Genomic DNA, 26,928 nt, shown 5'->3' with positions numbered 1-26,928 from the left:
TTTCTTCTTATCCCTTTAATGCCGCAGCTTTGTCGGTTTCTTCCCAAGTAAACGTGGAACCCTTTCTTCCGAAGTGACCGTAAGAAGCGGTTTCTCTATACTTTCTTCCTTTTTCGAGAAGTTTCAGAGATTCGATGATTCCTCTTGGAGTCAATTTGAAGTTCGCGCGGATTCTTTTAACCAATTCTTCTTCGGAAATTTTTCCAGTTCCGAATGTGTCGACGTGAACGGAAACCGGTTCCGCAACACCGATCGCGTAAGCAAGCTGCACTTCGCACTTGTCCGCAAGACCGGAAGCCACTACGTTCTTCGCAATATAACGTCCCATGTAAGCCGCGGAACGGTCCACTTTGGAAGGATCCTTACCGGAGAATGCTCCTCCCCCGTGTCTCCCGTATCCACCATAAGTGTCTACGATGATCTTTCTTCCAGTCAAACCGGCATCTCCGTGCGGTCCGCCGACGATGAACTGACCGGTCGGGTTGATAAAATATTTCGTATTTACGAGGAGATTCGCGGGAATCACCTTCTTGATACACTCTTCGATCAGAGCTTCTTCGATTTGTTTATGAGTTACATCGGGAGAATGTTGTGTGGAAATCACGACGGTGTCGATTCGAACCGGTTTTCCGTCCTTGTATTCCACGGTGACCTGGGACTTTGCGTCCGGTCTTAAGAATTTCAGTTTATTTCCGTGTCTGAGACCCGCTAAGTATTTCACCAATTCGTGAGAATAGTAAATCGGCATCGGCATGAGTTCCGGAGTTTCGTTGATCGCGAAACCGAACATCAACCCTTGGTCTCCCGCGCCTTGCTCTTTGAAAAGACCTTCTCCTTCGGTTACCCCTTGAGAGATATCCGGGCTTTGCGCGTGAACGTGAGCGGAAACAACCGCAAAGTCCGCGTCGAAACCCATGGTAATATCGTTATAACCGATATCACGGATTACGTTTCTTGCGATTTCCTGAGCGTCTACTTTCCCCTTGCTTGTAATTTCACCTGCGATCACGACCAAGTTTGTGGTTACTAAGGTCTCGCAAGCGACTCGAGATTTAGGATCCTGTTCCAGGTATGCATCCAGAACCGCATCGGAAATTTGGTCGCAGACTTTGTCTGGATGGCCTTCGCCGACCGATTCCGAAGTAAAAATAAAATCTTTCAAAGACATTTGTTCTTCCTGATGGGTGAAAATTGACGGGAAAGTCCGGAGGAAACCCGCTCTGATCCCAAAAACCTGCGGATTCCTTCAGTGTCAAGAAGATCCAAACTATGTTCCTTCCGCATTCTAGAACAAATTGAGCAACCTAAGTCAGAATTGAATTGAAGCGCAGGCACCCCGAATATTTTTGAGAAACAATGAAAATTCGAGTTTCGGACATCAAAGTTAAGAATCGTATTCGCAAAGATCTCGGGGACCTCCGCCCTCTCAAAGAATCCATCCAAAAGCTGGGACTTCTTCATCCTATCTTGATCGATCTAGACAACACATTGATTTCCGGCGAAAGAAGACTCGAAAGCGTAAAAATTCTGGGTTGGGAATACGTGGATGTTCGAATCGTGGATATTCGAAATAAAAAAGAAAGAGTTCAGATGGAAGCGGAAGAAAACAATATTCGTTTAGAATTTACTTCCGAGGAACAGGATCGCGTCCAAGAGCTCCTAAAAAGATATTCATACACAACCATCTTTGGAAGAATCTTTGCTTGGATTTTGGATCTTTGGGACTGGTTAAAACGGTTTTTTCAGAAAAAGTAAGAATTCAGGCTGACAGAACGAATTCCATCTCCTTTCAAAATTTCTCAAGTTAAAATCTGCAAGGATTTCATTCCCCGGCGGCCGACGTTTTTTCCCTGTTTCCGTCCTTCCGTATTTATCAATCAGAACTTAAATCACGTACTTTCAGGCAAAAAATTATCCAATATTGATTTACAAAAAGTTCACGAGTTCATACCGTGATCTTCCTAACTAAGGAGAGTCTATGAAAAAACTTTCGATTTTGGCTGTCTCCGTTGCACTCTTTGCAAGCATTACCGCTTGTGGTGCGTTCGGTGGTCTGCCAAGCCTTAAAAGCTCTTTTGTACTGAGCGAGAGCACAATCCCAGGAACAAACGAAACTGTAAAAACGTTACTTCCATACGGGACTGTAATCCATTACTATGGATACATCAAGCCAGGACAAGCGCCGGACGGTTTAGTCGATGGAAGCAAAAAAGCATACTATCTCTACGTTTGGGTACCTGCTGTTATCGCTGAAATGGGAGTTCGTATGATTTCCCCAACAGGCGAAATCGGTGAGCCCGGCGACGGAGACCTAGTAAGTGACGCTTTCAAAGCTGCAACTCCAGAAGAAAAATCAATGCCAAATTGGTTCGATACTTGGATTCGCGTTGAAAGAATGTCTGCTATTATGCCAGACCAAATTGCAAAAGCTGCGAAAGCAAAACCACTTCAAAAGCTCGATGACGATGATGACGGGGACGATACTTACAAAGAAGAGAGACACGCAAAGTATAACTCTCTTACAAGAATCACCATCCCTAATCCTCCGAAATCTTTTGACGAACTGAAAAGCATCGATACTAAAAAACTTTTAGTAAGAGGTCTTTACAGAATCGCTTTCACTACCTACAAACCAGGTGAAGTGAAAGGATCTTTCGTTGCATCAGTAGGTCTGCTCTTCCCACCAGGTATTCCAGGTGTGAGCCCTCTGATTCACTCAAATCCTGAAGAACTGCAAAAACAAGCAGTAGCAGCTGAAGAGTCTTTGAAAAAAGCAGCAGCTGACGCAACTAAGTAATTTTTACTTAGAGCTTAAACAGCTTCTATAAGGTGAAAAGCCACCGCAAGGTGGCTTTTTTATTTTCTTTTAGGTTTCGCAGCTTCGACGATCCAAACGATTCTACTCGAATCATAATTCAACCTTTCCTTTCGTTTTACCATAGACTGGAAATTACTTTCCAAGGTGCCCGCACCCGCTTTCCGCCGCAAAATCGAAACGTCATCCCGATCGATTCTACTTGCAAAGACCTGCTAGAATGCGTTACAATAGAAGCGATTCTCCGCTCCAAACGGCGTTCGATACGAAGAATTTCGGTTTTCAACCGAGAAACGCGGTTCCTGAGTGGTAAAGAATCGAATACAAAGCTGAACAGCAGTTCACAAAGGAATTGAAATGATCGAGAATAACTATTTTTTAGAAAACCAAGACTTGCAGGAAAACTTCCAGTCGATCGTCGATTGGAAAGAGATCATCGACGGTTTCGAAGGCGATTTCGAAGATCATAAGGAATATCAAAAAAGCGGCAAGGAATCCCTTGCGATGGCGCCCGGCTCCTATGAAGACGCATTAGAATATTATAAATCTATTTTAGAATCGGGAGGCGATATTGCCGGAAAACAGATCGCCCCGCTCGCCAAGGATATGGACGTCGAAGGTTTGAAGTATTCCGCCGGAAAGGTCACGTTTCCGGAAGCGATGATCAAGGGAGTCAACCAAGTCAAAGACGCTGGAATTCTCCCTTACAGCATCGGAAGAAAACACGGCGGACTCGGAATCCCCGCAACCGTTCAAACGATGATGATGGAACTTTTTTCCAGAGCCGACGGATCGTTTGCGATCACCCTCGGTTGCCTCAATCTCGCGGAAACGATCGAACGATTCGGATCCAAAGAAATGATCGATGAATACGTTCCCAAAATGGCGAACGGAGAAATTTTCGGTGCGATGGCGTTGACCGAACCGAACTACGGATCGGATCTTCCGAACCTGCAAACCAAAGCGGTCAAAGACGCGAACGGAGTCTGGAGATTGACGGGAGCGAAACGTTTTATCACGCACGGTTGCGGTTTCGGAGATATTCCCGCGGTGATTTTGACTCTTGCAAGAACGGGCGCGCCCACGAGCGGAGCGAGAGGACTTTCCTTCTTCTTAGTGAAAAGTTCGGACGTGTTTATCGCCGGAATCGAAAAGAAGATGGGACTTCACTGTTCGCCGACTTGCGAAGTCGTGTATGAAAACACTCCCGGAATTCTGATCGGTGAAGAAGGATACGGCTTGGTTCGTTATTCCATGGCGATGATGAACGGCGCGAGACTTTCGATCGCCGCTCAAGCGATGGGAATCGCGACCGCAGCTTATATGGAAGCGAAGAAATACGCGGCCGAACGCGAACAGTTCGGCAAAACGATCCAAAACATTCCCGCGGTTCGCAAAATGTTGACTACGATGGACCGCGAAATCGCCGGAATGAGAGCGGTCTTGATGGAAGCGTCCCGCTCCATCGACCTCTATCACTGGAAATCCGAAAGAATGAAGGAACACGGAGTCGACGAACGGGAAATCCGCAAGGACGAATCCGTCAAAAAATGGGAAAAACTGGCCAACCTGTTTACTCCATTATCCAAATATTATATTACGGAACTTGCAAATAAGATCGCGTATGACGGTCTGCAGATCCACGGAGGAGCCGGATTCACGTACGACTACGACATCTCCCGAATCTACAGAGACGTCCGGATCACGAACATCTACGAAGGAACGACTCAGCTTCAGGTCGTGGCCGCGATCGGAGGAATCGTTTCCGGTATGACGGCAAAGGGACATCTTCGTCAATACTTCGAGGAAGAATTCTCCAAAATCGGAGGCGGCTCTTCTTTGTTAAACGAAAACAAGGAAACCCTCGAAAAGATCCTGGAAGCGTATTCTGCGATCGAAAATTCCTCTTTGAGAGACGAGGTAGCGTTCGAAGTGGTTCAATCGACCGCGAGAATTCTGATCGGAATGTTGCTGGAAAGAGGAGCTTCCCGACTCAAAGGAGAAGCGAAGGAAAAACGCGAGGCGCTCGCAAAAGAATACAACTTGGAATCCAAGGCGATACTTCTTTCCAACCGGATCACGATCGAAAACCGTCAATCGCAACTGACGTTCGCGTAAAACGAATCGTAAAACTCTCCGAATTCACCGCTTTGTTTCGCGTAGGCTTCGGAGAGTTTTTGAATCGGTTGCATTGATTCGAATTCGAAAGAATTTCGATTCAACGAAATTCCGCGAACGATCTACCGAACTTTTTCCGATCGTCTCGATCACCGTTCTCCCGTTCCCATTTCGGATGCTGTCGAAGATCTGTTCTCGATTTCGGAACACGAGAAAGGAAGATCGAATCAATTTCCTCCCACGGCCTCGATTCGATCCGATTCTAAAATACGAACCCCGGAAGGACCTTTTTGCGCGATACGGATCATCGCTTTGGCGACCGTTCTTCCGTGAATCGATCTGTATTTCCGAATTCCGCCGAGCAACAACGGATTGATGATCTTTGCAAAAAATTGACCCACGGCTTCGCCGGGTCGGGTTTCTTCCCGTTCGCCTTCGAGAAGAGAAGGTCTGAATATTCCGAGAAACGGAAATCCGATCGTTTCTAGATCCTTCTCCATTTCCCCTTTGACCCGATTGTAAAATACGAAAGACTTGCTGTCGGCGCCCAAAGCGCTCACGACGAGAAAGGATCGAACCCCTTTTTCTTTCGCGAGTTTTGCGATCTGCATCACGTATTCGTGATCCACTTTTTTGAAATTCTCCTGGCTTCCGGCCTTGGAGATCGTTGTCCCCAAACTGCAATAGACTTCCGTAATCCCTTTCGGAAAGGAAGAAGCGTTTAACGCATCATAGTCGACGACGATTTCTTCCGCGCCGCTAACGGAACCGGGCTTACGTACGAGTGCGTAAATTTTTTGATACTCGCCGGAAGAGTTCAACTCTTCCAAAAGATACTTTCCGATCAATCCGGTCGCACCTGCTACCAAAGCCGCTTTTTGAGCCATGTTTCGTTCTTCTCCTGAACTGCGAAAAGAATGCGGCGGTCCGTTTTTTATGAAAGAATTTTTTTCAAATGTCCTTCCCTTTCCCGGAAAGAATTGATCTTGAATCCCGAAATTTCTATCCTGAACTTTGTGAATCTACTCCGATCGATCAAGCAAGCGTTTCAAATTCTGGACCGAAAGTCCATGCCGGATTCCGTTCTGGATGTTCTCAAAACGGAGGAAAGAAACGGAATCATCATCACGAATTACTTCCGTTATCTCATCGCGCTTTTTTTTCTGGTCCAGATCCTCGTCAACGTCGGCAGCGGAGACAGCGAAGCGAATCTCATCGCGTTCTCCATCTATCTCGTTCTGACCCTCGCCCATACCATCATTATCCGCGTTTGTCCCGATTCGATCGTGAGCATTTTCAATTACGTTACCCTGTTTGCGGAATATCTTTTGATCCTGGGCGTTCTTCTGTTTTACACCTTCACGACCAAAAACGTGAATTTAGGTTTCGCTCTGAAGAATACGATCAATCTATTTTTTCTATTTCCGATCATCTATTCCCTTTTGCAGTTTCGAATCCGCTTCGTGTTCACAGGTTTGTTTTTGTTCTATGCGATTTACTTTTCGATTCTTTGGATCGCCATCTCGACGAATCAACTGACGTTCACGAACGACTGGGGCCGTTATATCAGCGGGCCGGACGTTCTTTTGGAAGACGTCGTTGCCGGTAAACCCGGTTTGTATTTTTGTTTCGCGGTGATGATCTCCATGGGGATTTTTCGTACGGTTTCCATGGTGCGAAGAATCGGAATCGCGGAAGGACAAAAGACGGAACTTTCCCGTTACTTTTCTCCGAAGATCGTCAACGAGATGATGGAAAATCCTGAAACACTGCAGAGCGGCAATCGTCAGATCGTGAGCATTCTTTTTTTGGATATTCGAAACTTTACCGCAATGTCCGAGAACATGGACCCGAAGGAACTCGGAGAGCTTCTATCAGAATTTCGTAAAATTATGATGGAGTGCGTTTTCGAAAACAACGGAACCTTGGACAAATATATCGGCGACGCGGTGATGGCTACGTTCGGAACCCCTCACCCATCTCCCTCAGCGGAAGTCGACGCAAGAAACGCGGTCGGTTGCGGAGTGATCATGCAGAAACGTCTCGCGGAGTGGAATCTGTTTCGAAAGTCGCAGGGCAAAACTCCGATCGCGATCGGAATCGGAATTCATACGGGAGAAGTGTTTGCGGGAAACATCGGAAGCGATCTTCACAGAGAATATTCGGTGATCGGAGACGCGGTCAACACGGCTTCTCGAATCGAATCGCTCTGCAAGGTTTTGAAAAAATCCTTCCTCATTTCCAAAGACACCATGGAGCTGTTAGGCGGCAAATACACTCTCACGCGAATGCCCCGCGTCAAAGTCAAAGGCAAAGAAGAACCACTTCAGGTTTACGAGGTCATGTGGGGCTGATTCACGCCCCATAGGAAGTGAATCAGGCTAAAGCGAAGCGACAGCTCTTTGCGAAGCAAAGAAATGCGACCTACGTTGTGACCCATAGGGAACAACGTATTGAGTTAGGGAGCGAAGCAACGACTCTTTGCGAAGCAAAGAAATGCGACCTGCGTTGTGACCCATAGGGAACAACGTATTGAGTTAGGGAGCGAAGGCGTCATCGATATCAATACGAGCCGTTTTGAAATGAATAAACGTTTCGGATCAAATTCTTCACTTCAAAAAATTCTCCCGAAGAGTAAATTAAGGCATCGGAAATTTTCGCGAGATGCGCTTCCAAAGAATCGACGACCTTCCAATCCTCTTCCGCGATACTGACAGGATCGACCTCTACGACGAACATCTGAACGGATTTCAGAATCCGATCCATAACTTTCTTTCCCGACACATTTGTCGGCTCCTCGCGGAGAACTTCTAAAATTTCGCGTTTCGTCTCCGTAAAAACCTCATGATCGCTCGGATAAAAGGAAACGACAAAGGGTTTCTTTTTCGGTTTATAACGAACTTTTAGATCGAAGAAACCAGATTGGGAAAGATTTCGCTCGAATTTGGGACCCGGTTCCCAATAGGAACCTTCTTCCAAAAATTCCTCAATGTCTTTCGGTTTTACCCCGGTTATCTTGTTGCAAAATAGGAGAATCGAAACGCTCATTCTTTTGTTTCAGAGATTCAAAATTCTACTCGAATAAGAAACATTCCTAAAACAAAAGAGTTGAACGAAAAAAATCGGATTGTTTTCTTCGAACTACTTCTTGCCGATCTTTTCCAATTCCTTTCCGATCTGTCCGGTGAGAATGTAAAAATACATCACCCAGTCGCCCATAAAGGATTTAAACGGATACGTGAACGTAGCGGGACGGTTTTTTTCTACGAAGAAATGTCCGATCCACGCAAAGAAATATCCCGAAAACAAAGCCGCTAGGATGTAATACGGATTGAGATTGATGATGGCCGTCAAGATCCAACCGATCGCAAAGGAAGTTCCCACGAAATGCAATGCACGGTTCACCGGATGCGAATGTTCTCCCAGATAGAAAGGCCAAAATTCTTTGAAAGTCGTATACGTTTTTGGAGCTGCCTCAGTTGTCATAAGTACCAATCCTCTTTTTCTACGATTTTAGGGTCCGCGGTTCTAAAAATCAAGCATTTGACTCAAAACAGATTCGAGCCGTTTCCTTCCAAAGATTCCACGTATTCGAAGTAGGACTTGAGTTTGAATTTTTTAGCGGTCGATTCCGATGACATATAACGAATGTTACCGAAAACGTTTCGTTCCGGAAACCAAGGCCGATCGAACAAACCGAAACACCATAAGATTCCCGTATACGAATTCGGATCTCTTCCGTCGTACGCGTATTTGTTGTTTAAGTCCTCAAGGATTTCAAACGCGGTTTCGTAATCGGCGCTCCACTCGATGACCTTTTTCCCCCAGAGCATTCTTAAGTAATTGTGCATGCTTCCGGTTAAGACGAGTTCCTTTTGCGCTGCGTTCCAAACCGCGTCATGCGTCTTTGCATTCTCAAGCTGCTCCTTCGTATAAAGATACGGACGAACGTCGTTTTTGTGAAAGTCCAGATTCTTCTGCAGCCATTCGGGAAGAATGGTAAGATTTTTTCGAAACGAAGGTTGTTTCCAAAACATCAGAAACCCCACGTCCCTCCAAGTGACGAGCTCGTCCAGGAAGGAATTCACGTTGTCGTCCGGATGATAGAAACCTTCCTTTCGATTTTTATTTTCGGGAACGATCACTCCCGGATTCCAAGGTTCGTCCAAGTTCCAATCTAGAACGGCGCTTACGACTTCTTCCTGAGAAATATGACCGAAGTGGAGATAGGGAGACAACAAGGAAGAATACGATTCTTTCGGATCTCGAGGCTGACTTCTAAGTTCCGCATAACCGCTCAGTCCTTGTTTCAAAAAACGTTTGAGAAGTTTCAACCCCTCTTCCCTTCCTCCGATTTTTTCCGCAACGGGCAAAACTTCCGGACAAAGAAAATTCACTTTTTTGCATATAGTTTCGATCTTCTTCTCATCCCCATCGAACCAAACGATCTTGGAAAACGGAGAATCCGGATTCTCCCTAAGCGAAGATCCGTTCGTGCTTGTGTACGGTTTGCCCGGTTTACGGGAAGATCGAAACTTCCAGGCTTCGGCGAACAATTTATGGACTCGTGGGCGTAGGATTCTCGCGGCAGATGCGAATTCTCCGTAAAGATCGAGAGGGATGATGGAGTTCGAATCGACGGCGAGCAGTTTGCATTCGATTCTTTTGCCGACTTCGTTTAACAATTCGGGAACGATGTAAGCCGGATAATCGTCCGTGACGATAAGGGCGGCCGCGGACGAAATTCTCCCGAAAACCTCCGCGATCGGATTGTCCGAAGTTTCCACAAAGGCGCGGTAATTCAACCCGAGCTTGTTCGCCTCTTTCGTATTCGCCGCCATTCCTTCGAGGATAAACCGATGCAGCCTCGGCGAACTCCAAGGATAATCCATTTTCAGAGGTTCGTAGATCCAAAGTTCCTTTTCGTATTTTTGGGAAAGATGAATTGCGTAATCCAGGGAATGATTCCATGCCAGCCTTCTCGCCATGGACATCCAATACAGAAGAATCGGCTTTTCCTCCCGAACCGGCTTTTGATTGAGATCGCGGACTCGAATCAGATTTTCTTTCGGAAACATTTTCTCCTTTTCATGCGCTTCGGAAGATTTTTCCTTAGACGCAGAAAGAATCGATTCGTTTTGAAATTTCTTCCCGATTCTTTTTTTCTCGTCATCGAATTTTAGCACTCTCTTACCGAAAGTGCTTGACCCTTTTTTCACGAATTTTTTTAATGGAAACGATAGTAAGCACTCTTACTCATGCAGTGCTAAACCACGATTATAAGGAGTTAGTCTATGGCATCGATTAAACCTCTGGGTGACAGAGTCCTCGTAGAACCAAGACAGGAAGCCGAGGAAAAGATCGGTAGCATTTTCGTTCCTGACACGGCAAAAGAAAAACCTCAAGAAGGGAAAGTCGTAGAAGTCGGAAGCGGCAAATATGAAGACGGGAAACTCGTTCCTCTCGAAGTGAAGGTAGGCGACACCGTCCTTTACGGAAAATATTCCGGAACTGAAATCAAATCCGAAGGCAAAGAATATCTCATCATCCGTGAGAGCGATATTCTCGCCGTTGTTAAAAAATAATCAGGAGTGAATCATGGCTAAAGATATAGAATACAACGAAACAGCAAGACGCAAGCTCCTCGAAGGTGTGAACAAACTCGCGAACGCGGTTAAAGTTACCCTCGGGCCTAAGGGTCGCAACGTAGTGATCGATAAAAAATTCGGCGCGCCTACCATCACTAAGGACGGCGTTACCGTTGCGAAGGAAATCGAACTCGAAGACGCTCTGGAAAACATGGGCGCGCAAATGGTGAAAGAAGTTTCCACAAAGACGAACGACGTCGCCGGAGACGGAACCACTACCGCAACCATTCTCGCTCAATCCATCATCAACGAAGGTTTGAAAAACGTAACCGCGGGCGCAAACCCGATGTCTCTCAAAAGAGGGATCGACAAAGCGGTTGCCGCTGCCGTGGAAAGCATTCAAAAAAGAGCGGTTAAGATCGAAAACAAAAAAGACATCGCAAACGTTGCGACGATCTCCGCGAACAACGATACTACGATCGGGAACCTGATCGCTGACGCGATGGACAAAGTCGGTAAAGACGGAGTCATCACAGTGGAAGAAGCGAAGTCCATCGAAACCACTCTCGACGTGGTGGAAGGGATGCAGTTCGACAGAGGATACATTTCTCCTTATATGGTGACCGATCCGGAAGCGATGACTGCGACTCTGAACGATCCTTTCATCCTGATCTACGACAAAAAGATCTCCTCTATGAAAGATCTGATCCACGTTCTTGAAAAAGTGGCTCAAGCGGGAAAACCTCTCGTGATCATCTCCGAAGAAGTGGAAGGAGAAGCTCTTGCTACGATCGTAGTCAACACTCTCAGAAAAACCATCTCTTGCGTTGCGGTGAAAGCTCCAGGGTTCGGCGACAGAAGAAAATCGATGCTCGAAGACATCGCGATTCTGACCGGCGGACAAGTGATTTCCGAAGACCTCGGAATGAAACTCGAGAACACTACTCTTCAAATGCTCGGCCGCGCGAACAAAGTGACCGTGGATAAAGAGAACACCACCATCATCGAAGGCAAAGGCCAAACGAAAGAAATCCAAGGAAGAATCGGTCAGATCAAAAAACAGATCGAAGACACGACTTCCGAGTATGACAAGGAAAAACTCCAAGAAAGACTCGCAAAACTCGCAGGCGGGGTTGCGGTGATTCACGTTGGAGCGGCTACCGAAGTCGAAATGAAAGAGAAAAAAGCCCGTGTGGAAGACGCTCTTTCCGCAACTCGCGCAGCGGTGGAAGAAGGAATCGTTCCAGGCGGCGGTTTGACTCTTCTCAAAGCGCAAGAAGCCGTGGGCGGACTCAAACTCGAAGGCGACGAAGCGACCGGAGCAAAAATCATCTTCAGAGCTTTGGAAGAACCGATCCGTATGATCACTTCCAACGCAGGTCTGGAAGGTTCCGTAATCGTAGAACACGCGAAGGCGAAAAAAGGAAACGAAGGTTTCAACGCTCTTACGATGGTTTGGGAAGATATGATCCAAGCCGGAGTCGTTGACCCTGCGAAAGTGGTTCGTTCCGCTCTTCAAAACGCAGCTTCTATCGGTTCCATGATCCTGACTACCGAAGTTACGATCACTGACAAACCGGAAAAAGACGCTCCAAACCCGATGGCGGGAATGGGCGGCGGTATGGGAGGAATGGGCGGAATGATGTAATTCATCCGAACCTTCTTTACCAATCGCAAAAAGGCGGTCGAGGTTCCCCTCTTCCGCCTTTTTTTGTTTTCAAGGATCGGATTTTCCAAAAACATTTCCGAACTATGAACCGATTGAAACTGATTCTTCTTACGTTATTCGTCGTTCCCGCATTGGGAATTTATTCCGAGAACAAACAAACCGTAACCGTCTCGGGAAGCGGAACCGCGGTCGTGGAAACCGACTATATCCAGATGACCTTCGCGGTGGAAGTCGAGGAAGCGAACGCAAAAACGGCGCAGGAAAAGAATCTTGAAAGAACGTCTAACGTGATCCAGGCGCTCTCCAAAGAATTCAAAATTTCTCCCAAGGACATCTACAGCACCGATTATACGCTGCAAAGACAATATCTTCAGGACGGAAAACAAAGACCGTATCTTTCCACGTCCGGAATTCTTTTAAAACTCAGAAACTTAAAACTTTATAAAGAAGTATTGCTGGAACTCCAAAAGTTGGGAGTCAACAACGTAAGCGGAATCGAATTCAAATCGGATTCCACTTCCAAACAGGAAAAAGACGCGCTCGTATCCGCATACGAAGACGCAAAGAGCAAAGCCTTGGTTCTCGCCAACGCGATCGGCAAAAAGGAAGTCGCTGCGATCAAAATCATCGAAACCGATTCCACTGGTTTTCCGCAGGTGGTCTATCAGATGAAAGGAAGAGAAAGCGATTCTTCACCGCTTTCCGTGGGGGAACGAAAGATCCAAGCCAAGGTTTTAATCGAGTTCGAAGTCCGCTAAGAACTCTTAATTCTTCTTGATTTCTATTTCGAAACCGACTCCACTGTTTCGCCATGAGTAAAGAAAAGTTCGAAACCTCCAAACGGGAAGGCGTCCACAAAGAATTCGAATCCTATACGGGGAATTGGAAAGGCGTCAACCAGATGATGTTCAAAGAGGGAGAGGTCACCGACGAGTCTCCGATCGCGGGAACCATCAAACTCGTATTAGGCGGAAGATTTCTTCTGCACGAATACAAAGGAAGTTACGGAGGCGAACCGTTCGAAGGAATCGCGATCTACGGATATCATATCGATAAAAAACGATACGAGTCCGCTTGGATCGAAAGTTTCGGAATGGGGAGCGGAATCCTATTCTCGGAAGGAGTTCCCGGTGCAAAGGAATGGTCCGTTACGGGACACTACGGCGGAGACACTCCAGAAACCAGTTGGGGCTGGAGAACCAGTCTGGAAAAAGACGGAGACGATAAGTTGATCATCTTCTCCCAAAACCTCAGACCGAACGGAGAAAAAGCCGGAGGAGTTCGAATCCTCTACGAACGCGTTTCGTAAGTTTCGCAAGCGCAGCGGGCGCGGGAACTCTTCCGCCTTCTTTACGACGTTTCTAAAAAACCGAATGTATGTTTGATAGAAAGAGAAACCGCAAGAAGCGGCCCCAGGTCGGAACGGCTTCTTATAAAAAAGAGAAACAAATTCTTTCTAAGCCCTGAATTTTGACGATCTTCGTCCATTCGTTCTCCGTCCAACACACACGCGCGTAAAACGCAAAAAGGAGACGGATGGAAACCGCAATCATTACGAAAACGGAATGGGACCCGAAACAAAAATTAGTCAGCACGAGGATCAGCGGCAAAGTCGAAATCGAAGACGTGGAAGCCTGGGAAAAATCCCTTCTCGATTCCCTCGCACAAATCCCGGACAACGGAACGTTTAAGATCTTCATCAACTTACACGGGTTCGAGGCCGCCAACCTCGAAGCCCACAAACGCTTTCGATCGATCATACCGCAAATCTTATCGGACTACGGATGGAAGGTCGGTTACTTGAATCTCTTTGAAGAATCCAAATCGATGCGGTTTCAAAATCTCCGCGGAATCCGTTGCCTCGCGGCGGTTCACGTTCATCAAGACGAAACGAAGATCGGAAACTACGAGGAAAAATTCGGAAAGGAGAACGAGCATTTCTATACGGATCCGATTCGAGCCAAGAACTGGATCGAGTCGTACGTTCTTAGCGCTTAAAAATCCTTTGACTTTCTCCCCGCCCTAAAAGAAACCTATGGGAAATGAAACAAAAGGGGCATTTTCTTTCCATAGGAGCCGGGACCAATCAGGTTCCCTTAATCTCCGCGGCGATACGCCTGGGTTATTCGGTGATTGCGGTCGATCAAAACGATCGCGCTCCCGGTTTGGGGATGTCCTCTCTTCGAATCATGGAGTCCGTTACAGAATATCGTAAAATTCTAAAGACGGTTTCCGAAATTCCTTTGCACGGGAGAATTCTCGGAGTAGGAACGCGTTCCTACGGAAAGGCGACGTATACGGCTTCTTACATCGCCGAAAAACTCAAGCTGCGTTATGCGAGCTTGGACTGCGTGGAAATCTGTTCCGATAAAAATCTTCTGAAAGAAACCGCGGCCAGAGTGGGAATTCTCGTTCCCGAAAGCTACGATACTCATTCGAACTTATCCAAAAATCAGTTTCCGTTCGTATACAAACCCGTTCGAGGAAACAGCAAAGAAGGAATCCGAACCTTTCACGAACCCGAAGAATGGGAAACGTTCTTAAAATCCAAAAAGAAATCGCCGAAATCGAAAACGTCCCTTTCCAAAAAGAAGACAAGCGCGTCTAACGCGGAAAAGGAAGATTGGATCGCGGAGGAATACGTTCCCGGTTTCGAAATCACGGTCTGCGGACTGGTTCAAAACGGAAATTTCTTTCCCGCGTCGATTTCCCACAAGGACGTCACGAGCTATCCTCCTTATTTAGAAATCGCTCATACTCTTCCGTTTTTACACACCGAATTGATCGGAGAAATTCTGCTCAACTGCCGCGCGCTCATCGCAGCGACCGGAATGAACGACTGCCCGTTCGTGGCGGAATTCAGAATCACTCCTCAAGGAGAAATCTATCTGATCGAAGCGGTTCCCGAAGTGGGCGGAGAATTTTTGGCGGATTCTCTCATCCCGAATTATTTCGGATCGGCCTACTTCGACAACTTGGTGAAACTTCTGGTGGGCGAACCGATTCGTCCGTTCGAGAATTATACGGGAGTTCCCAAGAAATACGCGGGAATCTTTTTCTCCACGCCGCCCGAAGGAAAATCGAAACTTGCGGGGCATTCGGAATTCGCCGCGGCAGGAAAAGAAAAACTTCTCTTTGACCGCAAACTCAAGGAACAAGGCGACATTCTCAAAACCTCCGAAGGAAACGGAGTTCGCACGCGCACCGTCGGACTCGTAGGTCCCGAACAAAACGAACAGACTTTGGAAGAATGGAAGGCTTCCGTTCTTCAAAGACTGGAAGGTAAATTTGAATCCTTCTGAACCTTCCTCCCAGTCCGCTTGGAACACGCATTATACCCGGAACAAATCCAGACTCGGTTATCCGGATGAGAATCTGGTGCGTATGTTGTCCAAGATCGGATCGGAGCAGACGGAATCTTCGGAACAACGGAAGGCGCTCGACTTCGGAGCCGGTTCGGGAAGACACTGCGTTTTGTTAAACGAATTCGGTTATCAAGTCTATGCGACGGATTATACGGAGAATTCGGTCAAAACGATCTCGCAGGAATATCCTTTCGTCAAAGCGTCGATCCACGAACATCCTCCTTTTTCCTATCAAGACGGCTTTTTCGACGTGATCGTAAGCTGGGGAGTTCTGCACTACAACTCCGTAGAACTCGCAAGAGAAATCCTGAAGGAGAAAAAAAGGATTCTCAAACCCGGAGGATTTCTCGCGGGTTCGGTGCGCGCCGTCGGCGACACGCATCTTCAGGCGCAGGGAACCGTGATTCAAACCCCGGATTTAAAAGGCGCCTATTCCCGTTTTTATACATTAGAAGAATTGAAAGAAGATTTGAAAGGATTCTCCCGGGTGGATTTCGGTTATACGGAACGGACGCCTTTGGGAAAACTCGAAGAAAGGATCTGTCATTGGATTTTTCTGGCCAAACTATAGACGAAACCTGCCCTTGCTGTCAAAGAAAAGATTGGAAATTTCTATACCATTCTTCCTTTCAAAATTATAATATTCCAATATACCTCTGTATTTCCTGCGGGCTTCAGACCCAATACCCGAGACCGGAACCCTCTTCGCTTTATACGGAGGAATATTATTCCGGCAGGGCCGACTTTTCCTATCGCGACGAACGACAAACCGAAACGTACGATCGATACGTTTGGAAGGCGCGTCTTTCCAATATCCGCAAGTTCAAACGCAAGGGAGAATTTTTGGACATAGGATGTTCCTTCGGCGGATTTTTAAACTGCGCAAAAGAAGCGGGCTTCGGCGTGACCGGAGTGGAAATCTCCTCGTATTCCGCGGAGGTCGCAAGATCGCGCGGATTCAAAATATACACGGGAGAATTTTTAGACGCGGATTTACCCGAAGCGTTTTTCGACGTGGTGACTCTTGTGGAAGTCATCGAACATCTTTCCGAACCGGAGAAGGTTTTCGAGAAACTAAATCGGATCTTAAAACCCGGAGGACTTCTTCTTCTGCAAACCGCAAACTTCGAAGGCTGGCAAGCGATCGATGCGGGACCAAACTATCACTACTATCTTCCGGGACATTTTTATTATTATTCGGAATCGAATTTGAAAAAAATTCTTGATCGTTCGGGTTTTACGAATCATATCACGTATCCCGGAGTCGATTTTTCGCTCCTTGCAAAATTGCTCAAGTCCAGAGGAAGTTTTCGTTCCTGGAAAGAATACTGGAAGTGGATTCGAATTTCGATCTATCACTGGAAGAGCAAACTCAAAAAAAACGGCAGACCCTTGACCTCGTCCATGGTTCTGTACAGCTTCAAGGCGGAATGAACGATGCAGCATCTTTTAAAACCGGGTTGGCTTACCGATTCGGATCGAATTCCCGAAAAAGGTTTTTTAAGAATTTTCGTACTCTCGATTCGAGTCATCGTCGGTTCCGCCTATCGTTTCATCAAAGACGATTGTTTGATGCAGGCCTCCGGAATTTCCTACACTACGATCGTTTCCTTGATTCCGATGTTGACCGTCGCTCTTTCCTTGATTACGATCACTTCCGGTCTGGAAAATCGTAAGGAAGAAATCTTCGATACGATCAACACGTTCATACTCCAGAGCAACATCAACGTGGACATCAACACGTATCTCGAAACGATCGGCGACCTGATCGACACCGCGACTCAGATCGGAGCCATCGGTTTTGTGATCTTGGTTTTTTCGGCGACCGCCGTTTTGCGTTCTTTGGAGAACGCGTTCAACGGAATCTGGAGAATCAGCTCCAACCGTTCCCTCTTTCAAAAACTCGTATTTTACTTTTTCGTGTTGGCGATCGGTCCTCTTCTTTTCGTGATCGGAGAAGGAGTCGCCGAAAAGACGATCGATTTTTTCAGACCGCCTCACTACTTCTCCATGGAAAAAGATCCTTCAGGAAAAATTTGGGTCAGCGGAGAAAACGGAACCCTCTTCCGCATGGATTCCAATCTCAAAAAAGAATATTCCATCCGGGAAGACGAGATCGATTTCGAAAACATGAAATGCCTCGATAACCTCGGAGGCCGTCTCGACTTTTGTAAAAAGCCGGACATCGGGAGTTCGGATTTTATCAGGATCCGAATCCGAGAAGGTTTGATCTACGCACTCTCCCGCAGAGGTGCGCTTTTGATCAAACCGATCGAATCCTCCGTCTGGACTCTGACGTCCTTTGAAGGCGTCGAACTCCAGGACATTGAAATCGTAAATCTAAATAACATTTTCATTGTATTCAAAAACGGCGAAGTTCTTCATTACATTCCCGAAGGAATCTCCTTCAAACCGATCTTCAAGGATCGCCTCAAGATGAACGCGTCCAAGGTGTATTTTCCGGACGCGCTCAACGGATATATCGCCGACGAATCGGGAACGGTTTGGACGAGCAACGACGGCGGATTCAACTTCTATCCGAACCGTCTGACTCATTTAGCGTTTCATGATATTCATCGTGCGGACAACGGTGAGATTTTTCTCGCGGGAGAACGGGGAGTCATCTACCGTTCGAGGGACGGCGGAAACAGTTGGATCGAACTCAGTCACAAACGATACAACTTCATCCGAATCTGGTCCTTTACCGGAACCGACACGATGGAACTCTTTCTCATGGACAGTCTCGGACATATCCTGATTTCCACGGACGGAGGCGATCATTGGAACCCGTTCTATACTCCGATGAACGGAAAACTTTGGGCCAATCTATTGCTGGAACGTAAGGAAAACGGAAAGATCCGAATGCTCAACATCGGAGAATACAAGACGATCAGCATCACCGAATCCAAGGATCAGAAGTTTTCCACAACGACGATCACCGGCGGGGACAGCGTTTTTTCGATTTATTCCTTCCTGAGAATTCTTTTTCCTCTCTCCGGGATCTGGCTGTTTTTCCTCAGTCTTTATTCTTTGATTCCGAACACGAAGGTTCCGCTGAAAGCGTCGGCGGCAGGAGCGGCGGTTACGGGCGTCATCTTCCTCGTGTTTCTCTGGGGATTTCACGTATATCTTTCCTCGTTCAGCGAAACGACGATGATCATCTACAAGGCGTTAGCCGCCGTTCCGATCTTTCTTTTGGGAGTATATTCGCTTTCTCTAATCGTATTATTCGGAGCGGAGATCACCGCGTCCCTGCAATTCCGCGAACGGTATCTCGCTCCTCTTCAGTCCTTGGACGAGCTGCACAGTTCTTCCAGCAACGAGTTCCGTAAATTGATCCTGACCTTGAAGTCCGCGTATAAGATCCAGAAAGAAAAGAAAATTCCGTCTTCTCCCTTAGAGCTTTCGCGGATTTCCCGCTTAAAGGAAGAAGAGATTCCCGTGTTGACCAAAAAACTCTGCGAACTGGAATTTCTATCCGAGACGAGAAAAAACGAATTCGTTCCGATTATCGCGCCGGGAGATTTGAGCATCGGAGACGTTTACAGAAAGATTCCGGAACCTCTTTTGACGGGGGACAAGGAACTCAAACTGTTTCCGGGAAACATCGGTTCCAAGGTCGAAAAGACGGAAGAAAAACTGCAAAACGACTTGGACGGAATCAAGTTCGCCGATCTGATCGACTAACATAGATTAGCCGTTTTAAAAGCGGGAACCGAGAAAAGAAAAAACCGGCGACCGCCTTTCAGGAAGAAACGAACCAAGGACAAGTCGTCCCTTGCATAGCCTTCTTTCAGGCTTTGCGATCGGTTTTGGTTCCGGCGTTGACCGGAGGAATATTGGAAGAAAGCGATTGATAAATCTGTTCCGCAAGCCCCAAGGAGGAATTCGCCGAAAGGTTTTTGGAGTATTCGTCGTAGAGCATGTCTTCGAAGATCTCTTCCGCGTGACCGCCGTCGATCAAGCCCGACTTGGACACGGTCTTTTTCATTTCGCTTAACATCATCTTGACGAAGATCGATTCGAATTCCACGGAAGCGGAATACAGTTTTTTACGATACGGATCGGCCGCGGTTTCTTCCTTGATGTTATGCGGCATACGAACTTCGGAAGAGCTGATTTTACCGGAAAGTTTCTCGTTGAATTCTTCCCGAAGCTGTTCCGGAAAGGAAACGTTCCGTTTTTCCTGATTCGATTTTTCGATGTTGATCAGACTTCTTACTTCCGGCTTTTCCACCAGATTCAGCTTATTCGTATAATCTTGAACGGAATCGATTCTCATTGTATTTCCAGCTCCGCGTGCAACGCGCCCGATTTTTTCAACGCTTCCAAAATGGCTATGATATCTCGCGTGGACGCGCCCACTTTGTTCAGGGCTTCGACCACGTCCCCTACGCTCGTGGATTCCTCGATCACAAAGGAACTTTTGACGGGTTCCTGTTCCTTTCCGAGCCAGTTGCGTCTTCTGTTTTTATCGGTCACCGAAAGATTCAAACCCGAACGGGAAACGGCGACTTCTTCGATGGTGATATTACCGCCCATCACGATTACGCCCGTTCTTTCGTTGATGACCACCTTCGGTTTCACCTGAGTTTCCACGGTGAGATTTTCAATGTCGCTTAATAAAGTTAAGAAGGCGTCCGACTTGTTCTCGAACGTTTTTCCGAGAACGATATTGATCTCCGAAGGAGAAACGGGAACCACCGATTCCGGTCCGATTCCGTGTTTTCCGGGAAGAATCGAACGAATCTGAGAGATCACCGCGTTCAGAGTCGTAAAGTCCTGATTGTCGAGCTGGATTTGCACCCGTTCCGATGCATAAAAATTCTGATCCAACTCCTGTTCTACGATCGCGCCTCCGTGAACCAAGCCCACGGTTTTTTTATTTCCCCGCGCGCTGCTTCCCCGTTCCTGTTCTTGTCTTCCGCCGAATGAAATCACGCCCGAAGCGACCGCGAACGTTTTATCGCCCGCGGTTTTCAAAGGGGATTGTAAAAGAACTCCTCCTTCGAGGGACTTTGCGTCTCCGATCGACGAAACGACCACGTTCAGCTTATCGCCTTTCCGTGCGTAGGTGGGAATCGTAGCGGTGATCAAAACCGAAGCGATGTTTCTCGTTTGATCGGGTTTGAGATTCGCCTCGACTCCCAGATTTTTTAAATAGTTCTTCATGCTCTCCGAAGTGAACGGAGTTTTACTGTCCCCCGTTCCGGGAAGACCGACCACGATTCCGTAACCGGTGATTTGATTTTCCCGAATTCCTTCGATGCGCGCGATGTCTTTGAGACGCAACTCCGCGGCTTGCAGGGAAGCGAAAGAAATTCCGATCGACCCGGCTAAAACGAAAACCACGGAAAAACGGACCAAAAGCGAAGACCCGCGAAACGAGAAAAAGCGCGGCGAGAACAAAAAAGCGCGGGATACTAATCCCGAAAAATAGAAAACCGTTTTATTCAACATGCAAAGAATAGAATATTCAAATTTCATTGCGATTCTCCCAAAAGCCGGTTCAACTGATCCAGAATCAGCCTTTGTTTTTCCTCTTCGGAAAGTTCCGCCTTGACCGTCACGGAGCCGTCCGGATTGGTCACGGATTTCAACGCGATCGGAGGATTGACTTGTTGGCGTTTGATTCTTCCGTTAAAATTGACCTGAAGATTGGCGATCTTATCCGCGTTGATGGAGGAATCCTTTTCCACGAATTCGGGGGAAACCGTTCCCGAAAGGGCAAGACTGTTCTCTTCTCCGTTGATCACGTTCACCTTTTGTCCTTGGATCGTCAAAAGCCCGGTATTGGGATCGACCGCGGTTACGAGCGCGGTGAGATTTCCCTTCACTTTTCCGAGGGACTTGATCTTGCCCTTATTTTTGCGCGTGATCGTACGATCGTTGTTATACGAAGGCATATCGGGAATGATCTTTTTATCGGGCATGGATTTGAGAGTGATCGTTTCGTCCGCGTTGGATTCGAGTTCGAACTCGGCCTGCAAACCGTTCGTGATTCTCACGTAAAGAGGAGAACCGACCTTGATGCTCTGACGAACGGAATACGGATTCTTATCCGTCCAAAGAGAAGCATCCTGCGCCTTGAGACCGGAGCCGCTTCCGGTAAAAATCAATAAGATCAAAAGAATACTTAAAAGGACCGCGCCGAAAATTCCGGGGATCAATTCTACGATCATCTTAGAAAGGGAATTCAGTTTCATTCCGTCACCACCGTATTCTTATCCACGACCTTGGCTTTCATCTGCCCTTCTCTCGAATGAGTCGTCACTTGAACATCTTCTCCGATATTACCCGAACTCAAAGCCTTTACTTTCGTTTTGAGGACGAGACTTCCTTTGTGATAGATCATCAGAATTTCCCCTCCTCTTTGAACGTCTTGAATTTTGCGAACGTGTTTTTTACGGAAGATTTCTCCCTCGTTCATGTCCTTGAGAAGAGTGGAGCCGAGAAGGTCCGCTCCGGGAGAATCCAAAATTTCCTCGGGAGTGAGAACCGCTTCTTCTTGAAAGTCCTCTTCGGTGATTTTGATTCCCTTGTTCAAAGAACGTTTCGCCTTGAGAACCTTAACGTTCTGTTCCACTTGAAAACGGATTCTAAGGCTATGAACCTTTTTGCCTTGAAAGAAAATTTCGAGAGAAGCCATCAGTTGTCCCGGATGCAGACGGGAAGAAAGATTGGCCCAGCGCAACTCGACTCCCTCGGAGGGAACCTTGGTTTCGCCGGAAATAAACGTTAGACGAAATTCTTCGTTCGGATGTTTTTTGCGGATTTCCTCGCTTAAGGATTCCGTGATTTCGTTCGGTTCGAGAGCGTGATTGAGGGGAAGAACCAGGGTTTCCTTTCCGGTTACGTTCGGTTCCAGATCCCCGTAAACGTTCAGGATTTCTTTGGAACCGATGTAGATCGGACGTTTTAGATTCTTTACAAGAACCCGATCCTCGAATCCGTCCGGGATTCGCGCGACGGAAGAAAGAAGAACATCTTCTCCGTCCACGATCGCGCGGCCTTTGAGATAAATTCCGGACACTCCTCTTCCCAAAAGAGGGTTTGCCGCAAGCAGGAGAAACAGGAAAATCCGAAATACGTTCATAAGAAATTTATAAAATTCTTATCTCTTTAGGGAAATGGCGGTGGACAACATGTTGTCCGAAGTTTGGATCGCCTTGGAGTTGGATTCGTACGCCCTTTGCGCCACGATCATGTTCACCATCTCTTCCACGATTTTTACGTTACTCATTTCCAAAAATCCCTGCAGGACGTTTCCGAATCCTTCCATTCCCGGAGTTCCAGGAATCTCGGGACCGGAAGCGACGGTTTCTTGAAATAAGTTTTTTCCGATCGCAGTAAGACCGGCCGGGTTTACGAAACGATATAATTCCACTTGTCCGATCACGATGGGACGGATGTCGGCTCCGACTTTTACGGTGACTTCTCCCTGTTCGGAAATCATGAGAGTGTTTAAGATCGCGCCTTCGGGAAGAATCAAAGGCGGTTCGAGAAGATATCCGTTCGACGTCACCACTTGCTGGTTCGAATCGATCTTGAACGATCCGTCTCTGGAGAACGCAAAACTTCCGTCTGGCATCTGGATCTTAAAGAATCCCATCTCGCCGGTGATCGCCATATCCAGTTTGTTTCCGGTGGCTTGAAACGATCCGATCTCGAATAATTTTTGAGAAGCCGCGGCTCTCACCCCGTGACCCACGTTGACTCCGGTGGGAATCTCGCTCACGGAAGTGGCCGGAGTTCCGGCCAATACCTGGTGTTGATACACGAGGTCTTCAAAGTCGGCCCGGTTCTTTTTGAACCCGGTCGTGTTTACGTTTGCTAAGTTGTTTGAAATCGTATCGATATGAAACTGCTGGGCAATCATCCCCGTGGCAGCCGTCCAGAGTGAGCGCATCATATTCCGGTAACCCTCTTCTTAGTTTAAGTCGGTCGATTTCCGAAATTGGTGAAGGGGAAAGGGGCGAATTTCCGAGAAAAAGAGACAGAATTCGGAAAATGTGTGAGAAGAGGAAGTCCCCTATAAATACGACCCCATAGGGAGTGTTTCGCTGAGCTTTATGAAAAGAGGCTTACGTTAACCCCTGTCGAGCGCCCCATAGGAAGCCAGACAGCGAAATGGGAGCGGAGCGTCGCCAGTTCGCTCTTTGCAAAGCAAAGATAAACTAAAAACGTATGAGTTCCTACATTGTTTTTCAGTAAAACCTTCGGGAAAACGAAGGAGTTCCCACATCGTTCCACAGTAAAATCTTCCGGAAACGAAGGAGTTCCCACATCGTTTCACAGTAAAACATTCCGGAAACGAAGGAGTTCCCACATCGTTCCACAGTAAAATCTTCCGGAAACGAAGGAGTTCCCACAACCGCAAGCGACACGCAGGGTTTAGTCTAAACGCGCGATCCAAAGTAAGAGTCGAATTTTAGAAAATTCCTTCTCCGCGTTTAGACCGAGCGAGACTTCGCGAGCCCGAAGTGGCGCGACCGCGTCAGCGGTTGCGGCCTGAAAACGTGTGGGAGTTCCCACACCTTCTTTTTATTACTTGTAATTCCGAAATACGACGCAGCGGTTCGAGTTCGTTCCCTTTTCGTTGTTCGAAACGTTCCAGCAATTCGAGAGTTTCGTGAATTTCTGATCATTGATGAAGGTGGTTTCCCATTCCAAACCGGAACCGGTCGCCGCTTGAATCACGTATTCGTCCAAATTGAAAACGGTCGCACCCTTTTTGATGTCGCCCACTTCCATCACGCAAACTCCTTCCGGCTTTAGAACGCGCGAAAGTTCTTCCAAGGTTCCGTGGATAAAATCGGTCCAAGCGCTAAGCGTGGAAAAGATGCTCGGCTTTTTGTGATCGGGAAGTTCGATTTCCAAAAACCAATACCGAAGCCAATTGTCTTCCTCATAGTTCACCTTGTCCAAAAACGGCGGAGAAGTTACCACCAAGTCCGCGACCGAATCTTCCAAAGATTCCAGATGCAGGGAGGAATGATTGGTGTAACGATTTCTTCCCGAAAACTCGTGATAAAACGGAGGAAGCGGAGTTTTCAGATCGCGCTTCATCTTCTGCAGAATACGCGACTTGATCTCCTTGTATTCCGGTTTGATTCCCTTCTTTTCGTTGTTTCGTTTTTGAGCCGAAGGCGGAATGGAAATCTGAGGAAAACTGTAAACGGAAAAGAATCCGTCGCTGTGACCGTGCAATCGGGAAAGGGCCGTAACTCCGATGTATTGAATTTCAGGCGAAGAATCCTGGGAAAGAATCCGTTTGAGATTCTTGATTTCGTTCAACGTATCCTTGTGATAGAACGCGAGTAAGTCCTTGTCCTCTTTTTCTTCCTTCGTTTTTTTTCTCAGATCGAGACGATCCAAAATTCGTTCCATACTTTCCACCGAAGGAATCGTTTGTCTGGACTTGGCGAGAAACAAGGACATCGGACTGATGTCGTTGTGAATCGCGGTATGCCCTTCTAAGTTCGCTTGGATGGAAGTGGTTCCCCTTCCTCCGAACGGATCGAGAACGACTCCCTTGTGTTTGGAAAGATATTTGTCTAAAAAGAACGCCGGAAGTTCAGGTTTGAACGAGGCGCGGTAACTAACGCTGTAGTGAATGGAATGGGATTGTCTCTGGCGGGAAGTCCAGAATTCTCCGGTTTGAATTTTTCTTTCTTTTCGTTTGAGTGCGGTCGACATGCAGGAAGCCTCGTATGAAAAGATTTTCGGTAAGCCCGTCGGTTTCCCGGCGTAGAAAAAGAGAATCGGATTTGAAATCGAAAGCGGAGCTTTCCGAACGGCCGTGAAGGATGCGACATAGGCTCCGAATTTTCTTTTCGGGGAAGAATTCGACCGCGATTTGATTTGTCATTTCAAGCCCCGGGTTTTGCATGGATGAAGAAGGGTATATTCCTTTTTTTGAATTTACTACCGATGGCTCTCCCGAACACAACCGCGCCTTCCTTGGAAACTTTGGATCTCGAATTTGAAAGAGAAGTCTATTGGAACCGCTTTTTGGAACGCGCGGGTTTGATCGTGGGTTACGGAGCCTATGCGGTTTGTTTCACAATCGTGTTCGGTTTAAAATGGGAAGCCGTTCAATACGCGTCCCTTTTTTATCTCGGACTTTTCACCCGTTTTTCCAGTCTGTTGATCGGGAAGTTCTACGAAATTCCCATGGTGTTTCGCAATCTGTTTTCGGAAAACGAAGCCCTCGTCTCCGCGAGCAAACGCTATCTCGAAGTACATCGCGAAAAAGCCCTGAAACGTCTCGCCGGAAATCTCTACGGGATGAACGACGCTTCCGATCTCTACAACGCGAACGAAGAAGCGCTGAAAGAGATGATCCGTCCGAAACTCGAAAAGCCCTGGAAGAAGGCCGGAAAAATTTATTTCTTCTTTTTTTATATCCCCGTCGCGGTCATTTTGATTGGAATTTCCGCTCTCCTCTGATTCACTCGAAATTCAAGTGAAACGTCCGATCGTCCTATCGTTGTTTTTCGTATTTGCGTTCGCCTTCTCCGCCTGCAAAAGCGAACCTTCCGTCGATGCTCCGCCTCCCATGCCTTTTTCCGAAAAGAATCTCGTATCGGAAGGCAAGTTCGTCTGTGCGGTTCTCGCGAATCTCACTTCGCGTAACAAAATCTACTTTCAAAAAGAAGAATGTTTTTTGAAAACTCCCCCTTCTTCTCTCTTTCATCCTGTCCTTGCTCTTTCCGCATTGGAAAGCGGTTATCTAAAGGAAGATCAATCCCTCTTTTTTTGGGACAAGACGAGACATCCGTACATTCGGTGGCAGAAGGATCAGAATCTCCGTTCCGCACTGGAGTATTCGGTGCATTGGTATTTTACGAAACTCTGGAACGATATCGGTCCCGAAAAGGGAAAACCGCATTTGGAAAAGTTAGGAGCGTTTTCCAATCCGGTTCCGTTTACGAGAAACTCGTTTTGGCTCGACGGTTCGTATATGATTTCGCCCGCAGAATTCGCGGATTTTTTAATCCGACTTCAGGAACCGTCTCCGCCTTTCCGCAAAAAGACGATCACGACCGTTTGGGATCTTCTCAAACGAAGTCCCGGCTCGCTTTCGAACGCGAGCGGAAGCCACGATCTCTCGGGGGATTGGAACGGAGTCGAAGAGTATCGATCGGATTCCGCGTTTCATTATACGCAGGAAGAAGCGAACTCTTGGTTTTGGGTTTCGTTTCAAAAGTCGAACACGCGTTGGCTGCTTCTTACGAGAGTGCGCGCAGTCGGCCAGCCCGCCTCTCCGCTCGAAGCCGCGAAGCTCGCTTCTAAGATTCTACAAGAAGAATCCGTTCTTCCGTAAACTTAGAACGGTTCAGCGAGTTTCAAATCCGCAAACGTCTAAAA

General features: G+C 47.2%; 26 protein-coding genes. 15 read left to right on the top strand and 11 right to left on the bottom strand.

Annotated elements, in window-relative coordinates; translation table 11 throughout:
• Nucleotides 1–7: 7 nt before the first annotated feature.
• Nucleotides 8–1,168: a methionine adenosyltransferase gene (metK, locus tag DLM76_RS12770; RefSeq protein ID WP_118955921.1), complete on the bottom strand. Its 1,161-nt coding sequence runs from the start codon at nt 1,166–1,168 to the stop codon at nt 8–10.
• A gap of 188 nt (nt 1,169–1,356) precedes the next feature.
• On the opposite strand from metK, the gene DLM76_RS12760 reads away from it, so the two are divergent.
• From DLM76_RS12760 to DLM76_RS12750, 3 genes are all read left to right on the top strand, one after another.
• Nucleotides 1,357–1,755 carry a ParB N-terminal domain-containing protein gene (locus DLM76_RS12760; RefSeq protein WP_118955922.1) on the top strand — a complete coding sequence of 133 codons (399 nt, stop codon included), beginning with the start codon at nt 1,357–1,359 and terminating at the stop codon, nt 1,753–1,755.
• A 223-nt stretch (nt 1,756–1,978) separates the two neighbouring features.
• The gene (lipL32, locus tag DLM76_RS12755; RefSeq protein ID WP_118955923.1) at nt 1,979–2,797 is read left to right on the top strand and encodes a major surface lipoprotein LipL32; all 819 of its coding nucleotides are present in this window, start codon (nt 1,979–1,981) and stop codon (nt 2,795–2,797) included.
• A gap of 375 nt (nt 2,798–3,172) precedes the next feature.
• The gene (locus tag DLM76_RS12750) at nt 3,173–4,933 is read left to right on the top strand and encodes an acyl-CoA dehydrogenase family protein (protein WP_118965433.1); all 1,761 of its coding nucleotides are present in this window, start codon (nt 3,173–3,175) and stop codon (nt 4,931–4,933) included.
• 227 nt (nt 4,934–5,160) lie between these two features.
• Here DLM76_RS12750 and DLM76_RS12740 read toward each other — a convergent pair whose 3' ends face one another.
• Entirely contained in the window at nt 5,161–5,820 is a 660-nt protein-coding gene (locus DLM76_RS12740) for an oxidoreductase (protein ID WP_118965431.1), read from the bottom strand.
• A gap of 30 nt (nt 5,821–5,850) precedes the next feature.
• Here DLM76_RS12740 and DLM76_RS12735 point away from each other — a divergent pair, with 30 nt between their 5' ends.
• On the top strand, nt 5,851–7,287 hold the full coding sequence (locus DLM76_RS12735; protein ID WP_167450765.1) for an adenylate/guanylate cyclase domain-containing protein: 1,437 nt from the start codon (nt 5,851–5,853) through the stop codon (nt 7,285–7,287).
• Nucleotides 7,288–7,495: 208 nt separating this feature from the next.
• Here the strand turns inward: DLM76_RS12735 and DLM76_RS12730 are convergent, their stop codons facing one another.
• From DLM76_RS12730 to DLM76_RS12720, 3 genes are all read right to left on the bottom strand, one after another.
• Entirely contained in the window at nt 7,496–7,981 is a 486-nt protein-coding gene (locus tag DLM76_RS12730) for a hypothetical protein (protein ID WP_118965430.1), read from the bottom strand.
• 93 nt (nt 7,982–8,074) lie between these two features.
• Nucleotides 8,075–8,419, bottom strand: a complete 345-nt coding sequence (locus DLM76_RS12725) for an Mpo1-like protein (RefSeq protein ID WP_118955929.1) — start codon at nt 8,417–8,419, stop codon at nt 8,075–8,077.
• A gap of 62 nt (nt 8,420–8,481) precedes the next feature.
• On the bottom strand, nt 8,482–10,011 hold the full coding sequence (locus tag DLM76_RS12720; RefSeq protein WP_118965596.1) for a cryptochrome/DNA photolyase family protein: 1,530 nt from the start codon (nt 10,009–10,011) through the stop codon (nt 8,482–8,484).
• A gap of 216 nt (nt 10,012–10,227) precedes the next feature.
• Between DLM76_RS12720 and groES the strand changes: the two genes are divergently transcribed.
• From groES to DLM76_RS12675, 9 genes are all read left to right on the top strand, one after another.
• A complete protein-coding gene (gene groES / locus DLM76_RS12715; protein ID WP_010574451.1) occupies nt 10,228–10,518 on the top strand; it encodes a co-chaperone GroES in 291 nt (96 codons plus the stop codon).
• A 13-nt stretch (nt 10,519–10,531) separates the two neighbouring features.
• On the top strand, nt 10,532–12,169 hold the full coding sequence (gene groL / locus DLM76_RS12710; RefSeq protein ID WP_118965429.1) for a chaperonin GroEL: 1,638 nt from the start codon (nt 10,532–10,534) through the stop codon (nt 12,167–12,169).
• Between the two features lie 104 nt (nt 12,170–12,273).
• A complete protein-coding gene (locus DLM76_RS12705; protein ID WP_118965428.1) occupies nt 12,274–12,948 on the top strand; it encodes an SIMPL domain-containing protein in 675 nt (224 codons plus the stop codon).
• Between the two features lie 53 nt (nt 12,949–13,001).
• Entirely contained in the window at nt 13,002–13,499 is a 498-nt protein-coding gene (locus tag DLM76_RS12700) for a DUF1579 family protein (RefSeq protein ID WP_118955932.1), read from the top strand.
• A gap of 227 nt (nt 13,500–13,726) precedes the next feature.
• The gene (locus tag DLM76_RS12695) at nt 13,727–14,188 is read left to right on the top strand and encodes a hypothetical protein (protein ID WP_118955933.1); all 462 of its coding nucleotides are present in this window, start codon (nt 13,727–13,729) and stop codon (nt 14,186–14,188) included.
• A 44-nt stretch (nt 14,189–14,232) separates the two neighbouring features.
• Entirely contained in the window at nt 14,233–15,492 is a 1,260-nt protein-coding gene (locus tag DLM76_RS12690; protein ID WP_118965427.1) for an ATP-grasp domain-containing protein, read from the top strand.
• Complete coding sequence (locus DLM76_RS12685) at nt 15,479–16,126, top strand: class I SAM-dependent methyltransferase (protein WP_118955935.1); 648 nt, start codon at nt 15,479–15,481, stop codon at nt 16,124–16,126. The genes DLM76_RS12690 and DLM76_RS12685 overlap by 14 nt, the downstream gene beginning before the upstream one ends.
• On the top strand, nt 16,102–16,989 hold the full coding sequence (locus DLM76_RS12680) for a class I SAM-dependent methyltransferase (RefSeq protein WP_118965426.1): 888 nt from the start codon (nt 16,102–16,104) through the stop codon (nt 16,987–16,989). Before DLM76_RS12685 ends, DLM76_RS12680 begins: the two co-directional genes overlap by 25 nt.
• A 3-nt stretch (nt 16,990–16,992) precedes the next feature.
• Nucleotides 16,993–19,242 carry a YhjD/YihY/BrkB family envelope integrity protein gene (locus DLM76_RS12675; RefSeq protein ID WP_118965425.1) on the top strand — a complete coding sequence of 750 codons (2,250 nt, stop codon included), beginning with the start codon at nt 16,993–16,995 and terminating at the stop codon, nt 19,240–19,242.
• A gap of 106 nt (nt 19,243–19,348) precedes the next feature.
• Here DLM76_RS12675 and DLM76_RS12670 read toward each other — a convergent pair whose 3' ends face one another.
• The 6 genes from DLM76_RS12670 to DLM76_RS12640 form a co-directional block, all read right to left on the bottom strand.
• On the bottom strand, nt 19,349–19,837 hold the full coding sequence (locus DLM76_RS12670; protein ID WP_118965424.1) for a rod-binding protein: 489 nt from the start codon (nt 19,835–19,837) through the stop codon (nt 19,349–19,351).
• A complete protein-coding gene (locus DLM76_RS12665) occupies nt 19,834–21,042 on the bottom strand; it encodes a flagellar basal body P-ring protein FlgI (protein ID WP_167450764.1) in 1,209 nt (402 codons plus the stop codon). The genes DLM76_RS12670 and DLM76_RS12665 overlap by 4 nt, the downstream gene beginning before the upstream one ends.
• Nucleotides 21,039–21,761 (bottom strand): flagellar basal body L-ring protein FlgH, encoded by a 723-nt coding sequence (locus tag DLM76_RS12660; RefSeq protein WP_425528947.1) that lies wholly within the window; start codon nt 21,759–21,761, stop codon nt 21,039–21,041. Before DLM76_RS12660 ends, DLM76_RS12665 begins: the two co-directional genes overlap by 4 nt.
• On the bottom strand, nt 21,758–22,651 hold the full coding sequence (gene flgA, locus DLM76_RS12655) for a flagellar basal body P-ring formation chaperone FlgA (protein WP_118965423.1): 894 nt from the start codon (nt 22,649–22,651) through the stop codon (nt 21,758–21,760). The genes DLM76_RS12660 and flgA overlap by 4 nt, the downstream gene beginning before the upstream one ends.
• Nucleotides 22,652–22,669: 18 nt before the next feature.
• On the bottom strand, nt 22,670–23,464 hold the full coding sequence (flgG, locus tag DLM76_RS12650) for a flagellar basal-body rod protein FlgG (RefSeq protein ID WP_118955940.1): 795 nt from the start codon (nt 23,462–23,464) through the stop codon (nt 22,670–22,672).
• 638 nt (nt 23,465–24,102) lie between these two features.
• Nucleotides 24,103–25,332 carry a DNA methyltransferase gene (locus DLM76_RS12640; protein WP_343286566.1) on the bottom strand — a complete coding sequence of 410 codons (1,230 nt, stop codon included), beginning with the start codon at nt 25,330–25,332 and terminating at the stop codon, nt 24,103–24,105.
• A 156-nt stretch (nt 25,333–25,488) separates the two neighbouring features.
• Here DLM76_RS12640 and DLM76_RS12635 point away from each other — a divergent pair, with 156 nt between their 5' ends.
• Together DLM76_RS12635 and DLM76_RS12630 are read left to right on the top strand one after the other, a co-directional pair.
• A complete protein-coding gene (locus DLM76_RS12635; protein ID WP_118956083.1) occupies nt 25,489–26,007 on the top strand; it encodes a hypothetical protein in 519 nt (172 codons plus the stop codon).
• Between the two features lie 16 nt (nt 26,008–26,023).
• Complete coding sequence (locus DLM76_RS12630) at nt 26,024–26,884, top strand: penicillin-binding transpeptidase domain-containing protein (RefSeq protein ID WP_241548243.1); 861 nt, start codon at nt 26,024–26,026, stop codon at nt 26,882–26,884.
• Nucleotides 26,885–26,928 lie beyond the last annotated feature (44 nt).

This window comes from Leptospira yasudae, assembly GCF_003545925.1.
Classification (GTDB): domain Bacteria; phylum Spirochaetota; class Leptospiria; order Leptospirales; family Leptospiraceae; genus Leptospira; species Leptospira yasudae.
This window is presented reverse-complemented; position numbering and strand designations above follow the sequence as displayed.

Bases quoted from the DNA above. Each gene is read 5' to 3' on its own strand.
- metK (WP_118955921.1), bottom strand. From the start codon at position 1,168: ATGTCTTTGAAAGATTTTATTTTTACTTCGGAATCGGTCGGCGAAGGC.
- DLM76_RS12660 (WP_425528947.1), bottom strand. From the start codon at position 21,761: ATGAAACTGAATTCCCTTTCTAAGATGATCGTAGAATTGATCCCCGGA.
- DLM76_RS12665 (WP_167450764.1), bottom strand. From the start codon at position 21,042: ATGAAATTTGAATATTCTATTCTTTGCATGTTGAATAAAACGGTTTTC.
- DLM76_RS12635 (WP_118956083.1), top strand. From the start codon at position 25,489: ATGGCTCTCCCGAACACAACCGCGCCTTCCTTGGAAACTTTGGATCTC.
- DLM76_RS12700 (WP_118955932.1), top strand. From the start codon at position 13,002: ATGAGTAAAGAAAAGTTCGAAACCTCCAAACGGGAAGGCGTCCACAAA.
- DLM76_RS12690 (WP_118965427.1), top strand. From the start codon at position 14,233: ATGAAACAAAAGGGGCATTTTCTTTCCATAGGAGCCGGGACCAATCAG.
- DLM76_RS12735 (WP_167450765.1), top strand. From the start codon at position 5,851: ATGCGGCGGTCCGTTTTTTATGAAAGAATTTTTTTCAAATGTCCTTCC.
- DLM76_RS12705 (WP_118965428.1), top strand. From the start codon at position 12,274: ATGAACCGATTGAAACTGATTCTTCTTACGTTATTCGTCGTTCCCGCA.
- DLM76_RS12760 (WP_118955922.1), top strand. From the start codon at position 1,357: ATGAAAATTCGAGTTTCGGACATCAAAGTTAAGAATCGTATTCGCAAA.
- DLM76_RS12730 (WP_118965430.1), bottom strand. From the start codon at position 7,981: ATGAGCGTTTCGATTCTCCTATTTTGCAACAAGATAACCGGGGTAAAA.
- groES (WP_010574451.1), top strand. From the start codon at position 10,228: ATGGCATCGATTAAACCTCTGGGTGACAGAGTCCTCGTAGAACCAAGA.
- groL (WP_118965429.1), top strand. From the start codon at position 10,532: ATGGCTAAAGATATAGAATACAACGAAACAGCAAGACGCAAGCTCCTC.
- DLM76_RS12720 (WP_118965596.1), bottom strand. From the start codon at position 10,011: ATGTTTCCGAAAGAAAATCTGATTCGAGTCCGCGATCTCAATCAAAAG.
- flgG (WP_118955940.1), bottom strand. From the start codon at position 23,464: ATGCGCTCACTCTGGACGGCTGCCACGGGGATGATTGCCCAGCAGTTT.
- DLM76_RS12670 (WP_118965424.1), bottom strand. From the start codon at position 19,837: ATGAGAATCGATTCCGTTCAAGATTATACGAATAAGCTGAATCTGGTG.
- DLM76_RS12725 (WP_118955929.1), bottom strand. From the start codon at position 8,419: ATGACAACTGAGGCAGCTCCAAAAACGTATACGACTTTCAAAGAATTT.
- DLM76_RS12695 (WP_118955933.1), top strand. From the start codon at position 13,727: ATGGAAACCGCAATCATTACGAAAACGGAATGGGACCCGAAACAAAAA.
- DLM76_RS12750 (WP_118965433.1), top strand. From the start codon at position 3,173: ATGATCGAGAATAACTATTTTTTAGAAAACCAAGACTTGCAGGAAAAC.
- DLM76_RS12740 (WP_118965431.1), bottom strand. From the start codon at position 5,820: ATGGCTCAAAAAGCGGCTTTGGTAGCAGGTGCGACCGGATTGATCGGA.
- lipL32 (WP_118955923.1), top strand. From the start codon at position 1,979: ATGAAAAAACTTTCGATTTTGGCTGTCTCCGTTGCACTCTTTGCAAGC.
- flgA (WP_118965423.1), bottom strand. From the start codon at position 22,651: ATGAACGTATTTCGGATTTTCCTGTTTCTCCTGCTTGCGGCAAACCCT.
- DLM76_RS12675 (WP_118965425.1), top strand. From the start codon at position 16,993: ATGCAGCATCTTTTAAAACCGGGTTGGCTTACCGATTCGGATCGAATT.